13 protein-coding genes are annotated in these 14,899 nt (G+C 65.7%); 4 read left to right on the plus strand and 9 right to left on the minus strand.

Going from position 1 to position 14,899, the window contains the following annotated elements; genetic code table 11:
* Positions 1 to 199: 199 nt before the first annotated feature.
* Positions 200 to 1,171: an amidohydrolase family protein gene (locus GobsT_RS14585; RefSeq protein ID WP_010048030.1), complete on the minus strand. Its 972-nt coding sequence runs from the start codon at positions 1,169 to 1,171 to the stop codon at positions 200 to 202.
* Between the two features lie 62 nt (positions 1,172 to 1,233).
* Between GobsT_RS14585 and GobsT_RS14590 the strand changes: the two genes are divergently transcribed.
* Positions 1,234 to 2,016, plus strand: coding sequence for an NAD-dependent epimerase/dehydratase family protein (locus GobsT_RS14590; protein WP_162542158.1), 783 nt, complete (start codon positions 1,234 to 1,236; stop codon positions 2,014 to 2,016).
* A gap of 29 nt (positions 2,017 to 2,045) precedes the next feature.
* Here the strand turns inward: GobsT_RS14590 and GobsT_RS14595 are convergent, their stop codons facing one another.
* Positions 2,046 to 3,338 (minus strand): putative oxidoreductase C-terminal domain-containing protein, encoded by a 1,293-nt coding sequence (locus tag GobsT_RS14595; protein WP_148087743.1) that lies wholly within the window; start codon positions 3,336 to 3,338, stop codon positions 2,046 to 2,048.
* Positions 3,339 to 3,456: 118 nt separating this feature from the next.
* Here GobsT_RS14595 and GobsT_RS14600 point away from each other — a divergent pair, with 118 nt between their 5' ends.
* Positions 3,457 to 4,560, plus strand: coding sequence for a GTP-binding protein (locus tag GobsT_RS14600; protein WP_010048035.1), 1,104 nt, complete (start codon positions 3,457 to 3,459; stop codon positions 4,558 to 4,560).
* An 822-nt stretch (positions 4,561 to 5,382) separates the two neighbouring features.
* Here the strand turns inward: GobsT_RS14600 and rplI are convergent.
* From rplI to lpxA, 7 genes are all read right to left on the minus strand, one after another.
* Complete coding sequence (rplI, locus tag GobsT_RS14605) at positions 5,383 to 5,961, minus strand: 50S ribosomal protein L9 (RefSeq protein ID WP_010048166.1); 579 nt, start codon at positions 5,959 to 5,961, stop codon at positions 5,383 to 5,385.
* A gap of 102 nt (positions 5,962 to 6,063) precedes the next feature.
* A complete protein-coding gene (locus tag GobsT_RS14610; RefSeq protein ID WP_010048167.1) occupies positions 6,064 to 6,645 on the minus strand; it encodes a single-stranded DNA-binding protein in 582 nt (193 codons plus the stop codon).
* Positions 6,646 to 6,806: 161 nt separating this feature from the next.
* Positions 6,807 to 7,355, minus strand: a complete 549-nt coding sequence (locus GobsT_RS14615; RefSeq protein WP_010048168.1) for a 30S ribosomal protein S6 — start codon at positions 7,353 to 7,355, stop codon at positions 6,807 to 6,809.
* Positions 7,356 to 7,479: 124 nt separating this feature from the next.
* Positions 7,480 to 8,121: an aminoacyl-tRNA hydrolase gene (gene pth, locus GobsT_RS14620; protein ID WP_010048169.1), complete on the minus strand. Its 642-nt coding sequence runs from the start codon at positions 8,119 to 8,121 to the stop codon at positions 7,480 to 7,482.
* Positions 8,122 to 8,233: 112 nt separating this feature from the next.
* Positions 8,234 to 8,884, minus strand: coding sequence for a 50S ribosomal protein L25 (locus tag GobsT_RS14625; protein WP_010048172.1), 651 nt, complete (start codon positions 8,882 to 8,884; stop codon positions 8,234 to 8,236).
* 212 nt (positions 8,885 to 9,096) lie between these two features.
* Positions 9,097 to 11,172 (minus strand): RNA polymerase sigma factor, encoded by a 2,076-nt coding sequence (locus GobsT_RS14630; protein WP_010048174.1) that lies wholly within the window; start codon positions 11,170 to 11,172, stop codon positions 9,097 to 9,099.
* A 42-nt stretch (positions 11,173 to 11,214) separates the two neighbouring features.
* Complete coding sequence (lpxA, locus tag GobsT_RS14635) at positions 11,215 to 12,069, minus strand: acyl-ACP--UDP-N-acetylglucosamine O-acyltransferase (RefSeq protein WP_010048175.1); 855 nt, start codon at positions 12,067 to 12,069, stop codon at positions 11,215 to 11,217.
* A 155-nt stretch (positions 12,070 to 12,224) separates the two neighbouring features.
* Between lpxA and GobsT_RS14640 the strand changes: the two genes are divergently transcribed.
* Both GobsT_RS14640 and eno read left to right on the plus strand, forming a co-directional pair.
* The gene (locus GobsT_RS14640; protein WP_010048176.1) at positions 12,225 to 13,100 is read left to right on the plus strand and encodes a deoxyribonuclease IV; all 876 of its coding nucleotides are present in this window, start codon (positions 12,225 to 12,227) and stop codon (positions 13,098 to 13,100) included.
* A gap of 477 nt (positions 13,101 to 13,577) precedes the next feature.
* A complete protein-coding gene (gene eno / locus GobsT_RS14645; RefSeq protein WP_010048178.1) occupies positions 13,578 to 14,879 on the plus strand; it encodes a phosphopyruvate hydratase in 1,302 nt (433 codons plus the stop codon).
* Positions 14,880 to 14,899 lie beyond the last annotated feature (20 nt).

A 14,899-nucleotide genomic window follows, 5' to 3' on the forward strand; every position in this document is an offset into this window, starting at 1 on the left:
GAAAGACAATCACGTGCGGTTGGTGACGTGCGTGTTTGCTCCCTATTGATCCGCTCAGGCCACGTCGGGGGCACTGGACAGGTGGTGTGCCCCACTTGGTCGTAGGTGTCTCTTCTATACGAGATTGTGACGTTGAATTTTACTTGATAATAGGCACCAGAATTTATTCTGGTGCTTACTGATTTTCAGTGATGCGCGGTCAGATGCTCAGGCCATAGAACTTGACGGCGTTGTCGTGGAACAGTTTCCTCTGTTGCTCTTCGGTGCGGTCCTTGACGACGGCCTTCAGCCCGGTAAGCCAGTCGCCGTACTTCTCGACCCCCAGCAGACACACCGGCCAGTCACCCCCGAACATCACGCGGTCCGGGCCGAACGTATCCAAGACGTGGTTCACCACCGGCGCCAGGTCGTCGGGAGTCACTTTGCCGCGCTCGGGGGCGGTGGCGATGAAGCCGCTCACCTTGCAGACCACGTTCTTTTTTGCGGCCATCGCGGACATGTCCTTCTTCCAGCGGTCACGCTCGTCGGCGGTGTGCTTCAGGTTCGCGTTGCCGCAGTGGTCGAGGATGAACCGGGTGTCCGGGCACTGCTCTGCCAGTTTCACGAAGTCGGGCAGCTCTGCCGGCCGCACGCACATGTCGAAGCTCAGTCCCAGGTCGCCCAGGAGCTGAATACCCTTCACGAACTTCGGGTCGAGGCAGTACCCGGCGGGTGTGCTCTTGACGTGTAGCACCTGCCGGATGCCTTTGACGTATTTGCTGTCTTTGAACTGCTTCGCGTACTTCTCGAACCCGTCCGAGTTCGGCCGACCGGACAGCACCGCGGCGCAAGTGGCCGTTTTCCCGCTCTTGCACAGTTCGATCAGGTAATCGGCTTCCTTCTGCTGCTGCTCGGGCACCACGTCCACTTCCATGTAGACGGCCTTTACGACGTTCAGCCCGTCGGTCGCTTTGGCGTACTCGGTGGGGGTGAAGTTGTGCCCTAGGATTTTCCCTTCGGGGGTGCTCGGGTCGAACCACGCCAACTTGAAATCGTTCAGGTTCCACAGGTGCTGGTGCGTGTCAACGACGGGGAGCATCGCTTTGTCCTTCGGTTGAGAGGCGGCGAACAGGGGGCTCGCGCCCCCCGAGAGCGTGAGGGCCGAGGCGGCGAGCAACTCGCGGCGGTTCATGGAGGTACTCCGGGGTGAACGCGCCCGATGGTAACACGCGGCGGCGCGAGTACAACGAGGTTATGAGCACTCCGAAGCGAATCCTCGTTACCGGGTCCGCGGGCCGCATCGGCCGGGCGGCGGTGTCCGAACTCGTCGCGCGCGGCCACACCGTTGTGGGGTTCGACCTCCATCCCACACCGGGGCTGTCGGCCGATCGGTCGGTTGTCGCGCCGCTCGCCGACGTGGCCGCGCTCCGTCGCGCCGCGACCGGAGCGGACGTCATCATTCACCTCGCGGCCACCCCGGACGACGCCCGGTTCCCGCGTGGGGCCGCGCCGGACGACGGGGATAACTTCCTGAGCGATCTGGTTCCCGGCAACATCGTCGGCCCGTATGAGGTCATGGAAGCGGCCCGGGTGCTGAAGGTTCCGCGGGTGGTGCTGGCGAGCACCGGTCAGGTGGTCGCGGGCTATTTTCAGGACGGAACGCTGCCGATCGCGCCCGACGTGCTGCCGCGCCCGCGCTACCTGTACGCCTGCACGAAGGTGTTCCTCGAAGCCCTGGGGCAGGTGTACGCCAACGAACACGGGATCACGGTGCTCGCGGTTCGGTTGGGGTGGTGCCCGCGGCCCGGCCAAGAGGAAGAGTTCCGCCAGAGCGACTTCGGCCCCGATGTGTACCTCAGTCCGGGTGACGCCGGCCGGTTCTTTGCCGCGACGGTCGAAGCGCCGGCGCTCCCGCCGTTCGGGGTGGTGTATTCCACGAGCCGACACGTGCGGAAGCACATGTACGACCTGACCCCCGCGCAAAAACTGCTGGGGTGGGAACCCCGGGACCAGTGGCCGGAAGGGAGCGGGGAGTGAGCCGCGGGCCGACGGTTGCCCTTCGCCGCTCAGTTCGCCCGGGCCATCTCCGCGGCTTTTGTTGTGATGTAGTAACGCGCGAGCGCGTTAGTGTGTTCCCACGGCGGTACCGTTCGGGGAGCGTGAAAGTAGCGCACGAACTCCTCCATGACGGCGGCGAAGTGGTCCTCGTGGGTCGTCCGCCAGTTCTCGGGAATGTTGACCCGCAGCTCGCGCCCGTCGTCCGTAACGGACAGCCCGTTGAAATCGTGCTGGAGTGACGCACACTTCTCTCGCAACCGCTCGGTCAGGGCGGCATGACGGCTCGGGTCTGTTGCGGACAGGAACAGCTCCGGGCGGGCGCCGGCGGGCTGGCGGATGCTCGCGACCGCGCGCGTCCCGCGGGCGACGCACTGGTGCGTGTCGCAGCCCGTCGGGGACTCGTACTCCCACGACGTTTCAAGTTTCACATGGACCCCGCGCAGCGTGCAAACGGCACTGTTGTGCCCCGCATAGTACAGGTTCCCTTCCACCACCTGCGGGTGCAGTTCGGTCGGGAAAACGGGAAGCCCTGTTAGCTCCCCGAACTGTTCCTGCGTGATCAACATCAGCGCCCTGTCGGCGCCGAGCATCTGGATCTGGGTTGCGTAATCCACCGGCTGGTCCGGGGCGATGAGCCACAGTGCCAGGTCCGCCAGGTGCGTACCCACGTCCGCGATGGCCTCGCCCGAAATTTCGGTCGAGAACCACCACCACGGCCGCACCAGTGCGCGCCCGGCAACCGTTTTTTTGAGGTGGTGAACGCTCCGCAACCACAGGGCCGGTTGGCCGGCGGTGCCCGTTTGCCACGCCCCGAAGAGGCCCTCGTCGCGCGTGAACTCGCGGAGCATCCAGTTGGTAACCTCGAACCGCTCGGTCAGCACGTCCCAGACCAGCACCTCGCGCAGGTCCGCTTGACGCAGCACCGCTTCGAGCTTCGGGAAGTCGGCGTGGTCGATGATCCAGGGCTTGTCCGCCAGTACGTTTACGCAGTTCTCGACCGCGAGCGCGATCAGGTCGAGCTTCGGCCGGTTGCGCCCGCTGATGACCGCCGCGTTGCCCGGTTGCTCGCGGGCGAACCGCTCCCGGTAGTCCTCCGCGGCTCGGAGATCGATGTCCCAGGTCGTCGGGTGGTCCGCCCTTGCGTTGAACCCGGCGATCCGCTCCAGGTGCGTCAGCGTGTCGGCGTCGAGTGGGGCGTACACGTGCGCGCGGTGATGGACCCCGGGCAGCATCCGCTGCTGCACGAGCGCCGCGTGAAAGTGACCCGGCGCCAGGGTCATGAGCCGCAGAAGCCTGAACAAGCGGCCTCCAAGAACTGGTTTGTTGAGAAGCGGGACCCCTGTAGCAAGTGGCGAGCCAATCGCCCGTTATGCGCATCCGCTATAAAAAGCCTACCTACACCCGACAAAGGTGACGCTGATGACGGTGCGATTCGTAATGGTTGGCGGATTCCTTGGCGCCGGAAAAACCACCACCCTCGGACGGCTGGCACGCCACTACCAGCAACAGGGGAAGCGGGTCGGGGTGGTGACCAACGACCAGGCTCACGACCTCGTGGACACCAACACGCTTCGCGCGCAAGGGCTGTCCGTTGAGGAGGTTCCGGGGGCGTGCTTCTGCTGCCGGTTCGACGACCTCGTCGGGCGGGTCGGCTCGCTCGAAGCCGGTGAGCGGCCCGACGTGATCCTTGCCGAGCCGGTGGGAAGCTGCACGGACCTTGTGGCGACCGTTATCCAGCCGCTGAAGGACCTCTACTCCGGTCGGTTCGAGGTCGCCCCTTACGCGGTGCTGTTCAAGCCGAGCCACGGCCTGCGCATCCTGCGTAACCAGGCCGCCGGCGGGTTCAGCCCGAAGGCCGCGTACATCTTCAAGAAGCAGCTCGAAGAGGCCGACGCGATCGTAATCAACCGGGTGGACGAACTCGACCCGGCGCAGATCGACGAACTGTCGCTGCTCGTGACTCAGCAGTTCCCTGGGACGCCGGTGCTGCGTGCGAGCGCAACGACCGGCGCGGGGTTCGACGCGTTGACGGAACTGCTCGACCAGACGGGCGCGTTCGGGCGCAAGATCCTCGACATCGACTACGACATCTACGCCGAAGGCGAGGCCGAACTCGGATGGCTCAACGCAACCGCTCGTCTCACGAGCGACGAGCCGTTCGACCTGGACGCGCTGCTCACCTCCGTCCTGGGGGAGTTGGCTGTGGTGTGCCGCTCGCTGGGGGGCGAGGTGGCGCACCTGAAGCTCATCGGGATGGACGACGCGAGCGCGTTCGCGGTCGGTAATGTGATCAGCAGCGATACGGCGCCGAAGCTGTCGCTCCCGAGCGGCCTTCGCCCGCGCGAGGCGGACCTGATCGTCAACGCCCGGGTGGCGATCGACCCGGCGGTGCTGGAGGCCGAGGTGAAACGGGTCGTGGCTCTGGAGTCTGCCAAGGTCGGAGTGATCGCAGAGTTCCGGACCAGCCAGAGCCTGCGCCCGGGGCGCCCGGTTCCGACGCACCGCTACTCCGAGGCGAAGTAGTTTCGGAATGTGTCGGTCCCGGCGTTTACCGAAGCACTGCTGGTTGGGCGAAATAGACATCGGGTATCGACTCCATTTCCGTTTTCGGTGCTGTGGAAGTTCACCTGCTCGGTTTCGCCCCTCATTTACGGGGCTGTTTTCGTTCGGGCGTGAACGGATTCGAATGGGGAATCGGTCGCAACTGATTCCCTTTTAATATTTTGCGACACGATAGCCGTTTGGTTCGGAGTCCAAATCTGCACCACTCCAAGGGCTTCGGTGCGTGTGATTCGGTGGTAGCGACCACCCAGCGAATCGCCAGTTCGTTACCAGCAGTTGGGTAGCGGGTGTCCCGTCGCTGACCAGTCGGATGCCACCGGTGTGGTACTGTAACCCCCGTTACAGCGCCTGCGATAGTCCGCCGAAGCGGCGTCATGCGTCGGATCCAGCCAGATTTCAGGTTTGACACTTATTTGCACCAAACCCATCGCCGTGACCTGATGCGAGTTGGCACCCAGAACTCGCGACGGTGAAGTTTGACACGGCCTCTACTATTCCGATGGCACCGCTCCTTACCACAAGCGTGTGTGACGCTGCGGTCGGTCGGGACACCTGGACTGAGTCACGGTCCGGTTGAGTGTGTCAGTCTTTGGATGATGTCTTTGTGGCACAGACATTCCTGTCTGTGCGGCGCGAAAAGACAGCACAGACAGGAATGTCTGTGCCACAAGAAACAGAGACCACCACCTCGACCGTGTATGAGCCCGGTACGTAGTAAAAGCCGAGGGGCCAGGACCACATCTGTGGTCCTGGCCCCTCGGGTTTTAGGCTATCCCGCGAGCGTTACTTCTTGCCCTGCATCGCGACGACGAGCACCTGGATCTTGGCTTCGATGCCGTAACCGAGCGACAGCGGCACTTCGGTCAGCGTGTTCGCTTCCTTGATCGGGTTTTCGAGCTTCACCATCTCGGGCTCGACCTTCAGGTTCTTGCCCTTGAGGGTCTTGCTCACCTCGATCGGCCCGATCGAGCCGTACAGGTGGCCTTCCTCGGTGGCGTTCGCTTCGATGGTGACGGCCGGCAGGCGGGTGAGCTGCTCGGCGAGCACCTTGAGGTCCGCGATCTTGGCCTCGCGGGCCTTCTCGACCTTGATCTTGTACTGCGCTAGGGTCCGCAGGTTCTCTTCCGAGGGGATCACGGCCTTGCCGTAAGGGATGAGGTAGTTGCGGGCGTAACCCGCCTTCACCTCGACCACCTCGCCCTGCTTGCCGACGTGTGCGGTGTCGTCCACCAGCACGACCAGGGTGCCGCCGTGCGGCCCCTTCTTCACCTGGTTCCGCACCCGAACCTTCTTCTGCGGGAGCTTCTTTTCTTTCGGGGCCGCGCTCTTGGCGTCGGTCTTCTTCGTGGTGCTCTTGGCCATGTGAAACCCGTCCCGTGCTTGTGTAAAGCCCCCGGCGCCGGTCGAACGACGAGCGCCGAGGGGAGTTCGTTAAGTTTGCGACGGGTTCCGTGCCGGCGGCACTTAGAACGGGATCGGGTCGTCGCCCCCACCCCCGTCGTCGTCGCTCGGGGGCGGGGCACTGCGCCCGCCGCCCGACGGGCGACCGCCGCCCGACGGGCGACCGCCACCGTTTCCGCCGCCGCCGCCACCCGAGTAGCCTCCGCCGCCGGAGTAACCACCGCGGTCCGCGGCACCGCCGGAATAACCGCCCCCGCCGCCTTCGCCGCCGTCCCCGTCGCTCTTACCGCCGAGGAACTCTAAGCTGTCGACGACGAGCTTGTGCTTCGAGCGCTTCCCGCCGCCGTTTTTGTCTTCCCACTCCTCGAACACCAACCGGCCTTCGAGGTACATCATGTCGCCTTGCTTGGCGTACTTGGTGACCAGATCGGCAAGGTTGCGCTTGCTGTCGGCCCGGGAGAACACCTCGCAGTCGACGTACAACTGGTTGGGGTCCTTGTCCCACCCGCCCGCATCGTTCTTCTTGCTCCGGCCCACCGCGAACCGGAACTTCACCACCGTGCTACCACTGTTGGGCAGCACCCGCGGCGGCTCCGGCGGCTTCGTGAGCCGACCGATCAACATCACCTTATTCAGAGTCGCCATGCGCGACCTCCTCGCGGAGTCGGCCCTTAGCAGGGATGGTTAAGCTGAAGGCTAAGGGCACTTCCGTGAGGGTACGTTACGGCATTCGGAGACTCTGACGCAAGGTCGGTAGTTCGTTGCGGCGGGGCTACCCGCACCGCGGCGCAACAGAATTGCCAGAACTACTCCGGCTTCTCGGCCATGTCGCGGCGGCCGCGGCGGGGCGGGCCGCCGTCGCGCAGGCCGCCGTCCTCGCCCAGCAGGGACTCGCCGCCGATGGCCGCCGGGTCGGTCTGCACGGTCTGCTCGTCCTGCATGCCGCGGAGGGCGAAGCCGTTGCCCTGGTCCTCGTGCGCGACCTTCATCATTTCCGCGCGCCACTTCGGGTCGATCTTGCTGGTCAGTTGGCGCAGGATCAGCCCTTCTTGGAGCTTGAAATCGTTCTCGAGGTTGGCCTGCTTGGTGCTCTCGAACGTGTAATAGATGATGTGGAAGCTGCCCTTCTTGGACTTCCCGATCGGGTACGCGAGCTTGTGGTTGTAGTCCCAGGGGCGGCTCACCTCGATCGTGCCGCCGTGGCGCTCGATCAGCGTGTGCAACTGCTGCTTGACGCCCTCGGCGTCGGACGACACCTTGGTCGGGTCGAGGAGGAACAGCGTTTCGTAGGTCTGGATCGGCATGGTTACCTTCAGGTAGTTGCCCGCGCCGGTCGTACCGGGCGCGGTGGTCACCGTGGTTCGGCCGGGGCGCCCTTTCGGTGCCCCACGACCCCAACCGCACGTCGGCTGGGGAGCGACCGGCTCACTCGTAAACGAATCAAGAACCGCGATCAAAAATCGAATCGGGGGGGCGCCGTCACTCCGGTTGCGGCGTCTCCCCTTTGGCTTTCTTGGCCTTTTGGCCTTTCCCCTTTTCCTTCGCCCCGCCGTCGTCGGCCGAACCGCCGTTGAAGCGGTTCATCGACGCCTCGGCGCCCTGCTTGGCCCACACGAGCGCCGCCTGCGCCGCGGTGGCGATGGCCTCTTCGGCTGCCGCCCGCTCGCCGGGCTTGAACTTCCCCAGCACGAAATCCACCGCGTCGCCGACCGCGGGCTGGCCCAGGCCGACCCGGAGCCGACAGTAGGCGTCCGTACCGAGCTGTTCCTGAATGTTGCGGAGCCCGTTCTGCCCGCCGTGGCTCCCCTTGATCCGCATCCGGAGCTTGCCCAGGGGCAGGTTCAGGTCGTCGCAGATCACGAGCACGTTCTCGACCGGCACCTTGTAGAAGTCGAGGATCGCACGGACCGCCCGGCCGCTCAGGTTCATGAACGTGAGCGGCTTGACCAGCAGCACCGTTTCGTCGCCCTCTTTCGTTTCCGAAATGAGGGCCTCGAACCGCTCGCGCGCGGACCCGACGCCGGGGCCGTTCGCGAGGTAATCGATCACATCGAAACCGACGTTGTGCCGCGTGCCGGCGTACTTCGGCCCGGGGTTCCCGAGTCCGACGATCACCTTCATGGCTTCACGTGTGAGTAAGGGGGTGCGAGCGAGAACCAAAGGTCCTCAGCATAGCAGATGCGGTAGCGGGCGCTCGGTTCGCACCCGCCCCTCATCTCTCGTCCCCCGGGACTCACTTCTTGGCCGGGGCCGCGTCGTCGTCGTCGGCCTTCTTCTTCTCGGGCTTGATGACCTCGGGGCCGACGCCCGCGTCCGTCGCGGTCGGTTCGGCCTCGACGCCCGGGAGCTTCAGTTGCACGACCACGCCTTCCGGCGCGTCGAGCACCTTCACGCCCGGCGGGAGGGCGAGGTCGCGGATGTGGATCGGGTGGCCGAGGGTCAGGTTGGTGATGTCGATCGCGATCGACTCGGGGATGGCGCCCAGGGGGCACTCGACGTGCAGCGCGTGGAACGGCTGGTCGAGCACACCGCCGCCGGTCGCCTTCGGGGCGTTCTTCAGCGCGACGGGCACCGACACGCGGACCAGTTCGGCCCGGTCCTTGCGCTCGAAGTCCACGTGGATCATCTCCTTGCCGAGATAGTCCCACTGGAGCTCGCGGATCAGGACCGTTTCGGTCTTGCCTTCGATGTCGAGGTCGAGCACGCGGGCGTGCTGGACGCGGATGGCCTGGTCGAGTTCCTTCGCGTTGACCGCGAGCGACACGTTGGCCTGCTTGTGCCCGTACACGATCGCGGGGACGAGCCCCTGCTTGCGGAGGCGGGCGGCGGCACGCGAACCGGTCTCGGCGCGCGCAGTGGTCTTGAGGGTGACGGACGCAGACATGATTTTGATCCTCGCGAACCCGGCTACTCTCGCGGCACCTGTTGGGGGCCGCTACCCTCGCGGGACGCACGTTAGCTGGCAACGAACTGGAAGCGGCCCCAAAGGTCATTTGGGGCCGCTTCGTGGTAAGTTAAGGGATTATGGTGAAATCGCCGCCGGGCGACAAGCCGACAGCGAAAAAACCGGACCCTCGATATGTGCCCTTTCACGAACTATGGGCGCTGCGGCGTGGTCTTGTTGGGCCGCTCTTGGAGTTCCTTTTCCCGCCGCTCCTGAAGCTCCTTATCTTGCACCTTCTTAAGCTGTTGGAGCTGTTCGGCGAGCTGCTTGGCCTCCTTTTCCCGCTGCTCGTGCAGCCGCTGGAGCTGTTCGAGGCGATCCTGATACCGCCGCTCGGCGCCCTTCTGGTCGTCCACCGTTTTGTTGGGCTGCTCTCCCGCGGCCTCTGGGCGGGGGCTAAGCTTGGGAGCACGGTTCGGAGATGGCTCCTCCGTAGCGGCCGTCTTGAACCCAGCCGTCTTGATGGCGTCGGTTACGATTTGTAGCGACTTCTTGGACGTTTCCGGGGTGGCCGAGATGCGAACGTCCCGGGGACCGTTCGGGTCGCTCTTGGCGCGCGTCAGGAGCAGCGCGAGGGCCGCCGGGTCATTGGTCCGGATCGGGCCAATCGCCCGTTCCGGGGTGCGCTCTCGCGTGCCCTGCGGTGACACCTCGCGGAGGGTGAACTCGTTCCCTTTCGGGTCGATGGCGATTTCGATGTAGGCAGAGGTCGGGGCGTTCGGTTTTGCGGTTTTGGCGGCGAGCCCGTCAATCGCTGCTTGAAGTTCGCGGACCCGGGCTTCGGCGAGTGCGAGTTGCGACTCGGTCCGCTTCGTGTACGCCGCGAGCGCCTGTCGCTCCGCTTCCGCGGCCTTGAGCATTCCGTTGAGATCGGCCAGTTTCTTGTTGAGGTCTTCGTTGGTGCCTGGGGGAGCGGTCTTGTCACCCTGGCGCTGTGCAAGTTGTGTGGCCAGCCCCTTCGCCTCGGCCTCAAGCTTCTCCACCAGGGCTTGCGCTCGCTTCAACTCTGCGGACGCGAGATTGGCTTCTGAGTGCTGCATGCGCGTACGTTCAGAAGCCTGCAGTTTGGTATATTCCAGGATCTTTATCCAGTCTTCGGCTGTGCGCGAATTCATCTTGTGATCGGCCAGCTTACGGTTGAGCTGGCGCAGCTCTTGCTCCACGTCCTCAATTTCGCGTGAGAGCTGAACGGCGGCTTGGACGTCCTTGGAATCATTGAGGAACTCGCCTAACTGCTTGGCTTCCTTTAGCTTCTGCACAGCCATTTCGAGCGCGGTCTTACGTAACTTCTGTTGTTGTTCAACTGCCTGGATTTTGCGTTGCAGGGTGGCGAGCTCGTCGGTCGGACTCTCGGCTCCGGGCGGCGGAGCGTTCTTCGCGGGTTTGGCAGCGGCACCGGCGCCGGAACCGTCCTGGGCGACCACGCCCGTTTGGACCGGGCGGGTGCCCAGCCCCACGCCCACGCCCACCACGAACACCGCGCACATCGCGAACGACGCGGCGGTGGCTTTCTGGACCCAGAACATGTGAAGGACCCCTTGGACGAGTGAAGAGACCACGGGTGTAACCGCTGCGACCGCCGCGCCCGATGCCACCGCCGCATGAACCGTGTTCGTTGCCAGTGCCGCCGGCACCGCGACCGCCGGGACGGCGAGCGCTTGCACCGGGTCGAAGGCGCGGAGCCGGACCCGCAACTTCGCCAGCCCGCGGTTCAGTCGCGCGGACAGCGTGCCCTCTGGGCAGCCGAGCCGCGCCGCGGCTTCCTGTCGCGTGAAGCCCTGGAGGTGGCACAGAATGATGGGTTCGCGGTCGCGCTCGGGAAGTGCGAGCAGCGCGCCGTCGATGTCGGCTCGTAAGTCAGAGTCGGGAGCACCGGCGGAGGCGGTTTCCGGCAGCTCGCGCTGGCGGGCGAGCCGGCGGGCGTTCTTGCGCCGGAGGTTGCGCGAGGTCAGCACCGCGACCCGGTACAGCCACGGGCCGACCGTCTCACGGGCCGCGAGCTTACGCCCCTGGCTCGCGAGTACGAGGAACACGGCCTGGAAGGCGTCCTCGGCGTCGGCGGTGTGTGGCAGTAAGCGGCGACAGGTGTTCCAGACCAGCGGCCCGTGCCGCCGGACCAGTTCCTGGAACGCGGGTTCATTTCTGTCGGACGTGAACGCGCCGAGCAACTCGCCGTCTGACCGGCGGTCGGGGAGCAGCTCGCGGCAGAGGGCAGCGATGGTACGCATGCCCTTATCATGTCGCGACCGGTCCCGGCGCGTGCAGGAAAATTACGCCGCGGCGGATTCGTCGTCGGACGCGTCGCTCGCGAGCCGGTGCGCGCCGCAGATGCCGCGCTTCGAGGTGCGGATGAATTCCACGAGTTCCTGAACCGCCGGGAACTCGCCCACTTCGGCCTCGATGCGGGCCAGGGCCGCGGACAGGGGCAGGGCGGGGCGGGTCATGTAGATGATGCGGTACGCCTTGCGGATGGCGGTGCGCTCCGCGGGCGGGATGCCGGCCCGGCGCATCCCGATCAGGTTCAGCCCGCGGACGTAGTTCACGTCCTGCATCACCCAGAACGGCGGGATGTCCTTGCTCGACCCCGAGGCGCCGGAGAGGAACGCGAGCCGCCCGACCCGGCAGAACTGGTGAACGGCCGAGTTCCCGCTGATGAACGCCCGGTCCCCAACGGTGACGTGCCCGCCGAGAAGGGCGGCGTTCGCGAGGATCACATCGTTCCCGACGACGCAATCGTGGGCAATGTGGGCGCCGGCCATAAAGAACCCGCGGTCGCCGATCCGCGTGACGCCGGTCCCGGGGCCGGCGCCGACTGGCATCCCGCGGTGGATGGTGACGTGTTCGCGGAAGATGTTCCCGCTGCCGATCTCGACCGCCGTGACTTCGCCCTTGTAGCCGAGGTGCTGCGGCGCCCCGCCCAGCACGGACCCCGCGCCGACCTCGTTGTTGGCGCCCATCGTAAGCGGACCGATGAGCTGCACGTGCGGCCCGATCACGCACCCGGGGCCGAGCGTGACCGGCCCTTCGATAATCGTGTACGGCCCGATTTTCACATCGGGCAGCAGGTTCGCTTCCGGGGAGACGATCGCGGTCGGGTGAACGTGCGGGAGCGCGGGGCTCGTCATGATCGGCATCCTTGTCGGCGGAACCCAGATTACCCGAAGCCGTCCAATACGCCATTTTCCGCCACCGCACCAGACCAGTTTCTTAACAACTGAGTGTGCAAAACCTGCCGCGGGCCGACACAATAACGCGTTTCGCCTATCAGGAGGATGCGACCGTGCCACTCTTTGGCGCGCACCTGTCGATCAGTCGTGGGCTGCACTCGGCGATCACCGATGCGGTGACGCTGGGGTGCGAAACCGTTCAGATTTTCACCAAGAACGCGAGCCAGTGGAACGCCCCGCCGCTCCGCGACGAGGACGTGACCGCGTTCCGCCGGGCGGCGGTGGCGTCCGGCCTCCACTGGATCACCGTTCACGATTCGTACCTCATCAACCTGGCCTCGCCGAAGGACGAACTGTTTGCGAAGTCGGTCGCGGCGTTCGCGGACGAACTGGAGCGCGCCGAGGCGCTCGGCGCCGATTACCTCGTGACGCACCCGGGCGCGCACACCGGCAGCGGCGAGGAGGCCGGCTTGGAGCGGGTGGTGGCGGGGTACGAAGAGGCGCTCGCCCGGTGCCCGGGGTACAAGGTGCGGGTGCTGCTCGAAACCACCGCGGGGCAGGGGAGTTCACTCGGGTATCGGTTCGAGCATCTGGCCACCGTCCTCGACCGCGCCAACTGCGCCGACCGCATGGGCGTGTGCTTCGACACCTGTCACGTGTTCGCGGCCGGGTACGGACTGGCCACGGCGGAAGACTACGCGGCCACATTTCAGCAGTTCGACGATCTTGTTGGGCTGGAACGGCTCAACCTCTTTCACATGAACGATAGCGAGAAACCGCGCGGCAGCCGGGTGGACCGGCACGCCGGGATCGGGGCCGGTGAGATCGGCGAGGCGGCGTTCCGGCGGCTCGTGACGGATGTGCGGTTCCGCGACCGCCCGATGATCCTTGAAACGCCGAAAAAGAGTGCAGACGGGACCGATATGGACTCTGTCAATCTCGCACTGTTGCGACTGTTCGCGAGTGAGGCTCGCGCCGGTGGCGATTAAAGCCCGAATTCCTGAGAAGCGTGTCAAGCCCAGTTTCGCGGACGCCGATGAATGGTGTGTGCCAAGGGTTCCCGCTCACGCGGAACCCGCGGCAAGGAACCTCGCTCACCACCCGATCCCCAGCTCGGGCGGTGCGAGATTCGGTCGGCGGGAAGCGGTCCGCGGGGTTGCGATCCGGTAGCCCCCTGTTGCCGCGTGTCCGCCCGCGGAACCCGTGTCCGGTCGATCGGGCGCTCGGCCCCCGACGACGTCCGGTCCCGGACCTTCCCGCCGCCGACCGGCCGGCCCCGGCGCCACTGCTTGACACCAGGGACCCACGCACAGTGGGTCCGAAGACGACACCCCGCGCCGGGGCCGACCGACGTCCTCCGCCCGCCGCTCACTTGACCTCTCGCGCACCGACCATATCCCTGAGCGCACCTGTACCGCTGGCGTGCCGCCCGCGGCGAGTCTTTCCCACTCTCAGTTGCGGTCACAATGAGTACGATTCGCGCCCTTAAAGCCCGTGAAGTTCTGGACAGCCGCGGGAACCCGACCGTCGAGGTCGAGGTCCATCTGACGTGCGGGACGATGGGCCGCGCCGCGGTGCCCAGCGGGGCCAGCACCGGCGCGCACGAGGCGGTCGAGCTGCGCGACGGCGACAAGAAGCGGTACCTCGGCAAGGGCACGCTGACCGCGGTCAAGAACGTGGTCGACAGCATCGCCCCGGCGCTCGCCGGGATGAAGGTGTTCGAGCAGGCGGCCATCGACGCCAAGATGCTCGAACTCGACGGCACCCCGAACAAGGCCAAGCTGGGCGCGAACGCGATCCTCGGCGTCTCGATGGCCGCGGCCCACGCCGCCGCCAACGCGCTCGGCCAGCCGCTGTACCGGTACATCGGCGGGACGAGCGCGCACGTCCTGCCCGTGCCGCTGATGAACATCCTCAACGGCGGCAAGCACGCGGACAGCACCGTGGACTTCCAGGAGTTCATGATCGTGCCGGTGGGCGCGACCAGCTTCCGCGAGGGGCTGCGGATGGGCGCCGAGGTGTTCCACAGCCTCAAGAAGGTGCTCCACGACAAGGGGCTGAACACCGCGGTCGGCGACGAGGGCGGGTTCGCCCCGAACATCCCGAGCGCCGACGAGGCCCTCGCCACCATCTCGCTGGCGATCGAGAAGGCCGGGTACAAGCTCGGCGACCAGATCGTGTTCGCGCTCGACGCGGCCTGCACGGAGCTGTACGAGGAGGCCAAGCACCAGCACGGCAAGGAGGGCTACTGCTTCTTCAAGAGCGACCCCAAGAAGGTGATCTCGTCCGACGAGATGATCGACCTGTGGGCCGGGCTGTGTGCGAAGTACCCGATCCGCTCGATCGAGGACGGGCTCTCCGAGGACGACTGGGCCGGCTGGAAGAAGCTCACCGACAAGCTCGGCGCGAAGGTCCAGCTCGTCGGCGACGACCTGTTCGTGACCAACACCGCCCGGCTCAAGCGCGGGATCGCCGAAGGGTGCGGGAACAGCATTCTGGTGAAGGTGAACCAGATCGGCACGCTCACCGAGACGCTCGACGCCGTGGAGACGGCCAAGCGGAATAAGTTCACCGCGATCATGAGCCACCGGAGCGGCGAGACCGAGGACGTGACGATCGCGGACCTCGCGGTCGCCACCAACTGCGGCCAGATCAAGACCGGCTCGGCGAGCCGCACGGACCGCATCGCGAAGTACAACCAACTGTTGCGGATCGAGGAACAGCTCGGCGCCGCCGCCGTCTATGGGGTGGAAATGCGCCGTTCGTAAGCTGTGGTCGGCGGCCGCGG

Origin of the sequence: Gemmata obscuriglobus (assembly GCF_008065095.1) — a bacterium.
GTDB lineage: Bacteria > Planctomycetota > Planctomycetia > Gemmatales > Gemmataceae > Gemmata > Gemmata obscuriglobus.

Coding starts and splice junctions, on each gene's coding strand:
- GobsT_RS14585 (WP_010048030.1), bottom strand. CDS start 1,171: ATGAACCGCCGCGAGTTGCTCGCCGCCTCGGCCCTCACGCTCTCGGGG.
- GobsT_RS14590 (WP_162542158.1), top strand. CDS start 1,234: ATGAGCACTCCGAAGCGAATCCTCGTTACCGGGTCCGCGGGCCGCATC.
- GobsT_RS14600 (WP_010048035.1), top strand. CDS start 3,457: ATGACGGTGCGATTCGTAATGGTTGGCGGATTCCTTGGCGCCGGAAAA.
- rplI (WP_010048166.1), bottom strand. CDS start 5,961: ATGGCCAAGAGCACCACGAAGAAGACCGACGCCAAGAGCGCGGCCCCG.
- GobsT_RS14610 (WP_010048167.1), bottom strand. CDS start 6,645: ATGGCGACTCTGAATAAGGTGATGTTGATCGGTCGGCTCACGAAGCCG.
- pth (WP_010048169.1), bottom strand. CDS start 8,121: ATGAAGGTGATCGTCGGACTCGGGAACCCCGGGCCGAAGTACGCCGGC.
- GobsT_RS14625 (WP_010048172.1), bottom strand. CDS start 8,884: ATGTCTGCGTCCGTCACCCTCAAGACCACTGCGCGCGCCGAGACCGGT.
- GobsT_RS14630 (WP_010048174.1), bottom strand. CDS start 11,172: ATGCGTACCATCGCTGCCCTCTGCCGCGAGCTGCTCCCCGACCGCCGG.
- lpxA (WP_010048175.1), bottom strand. CDS start 12,069: ATGACGAGCCCCGCGCTCCCGCACGTTCACCCGACCGCGATCGTCTCC.
- eno (WP_010048178.1), top strand. CDS start 13,578: ATGAGTACGATTCGCGCCCTTAAAGCCCGTGAAGTTCTGGACAGCCGC.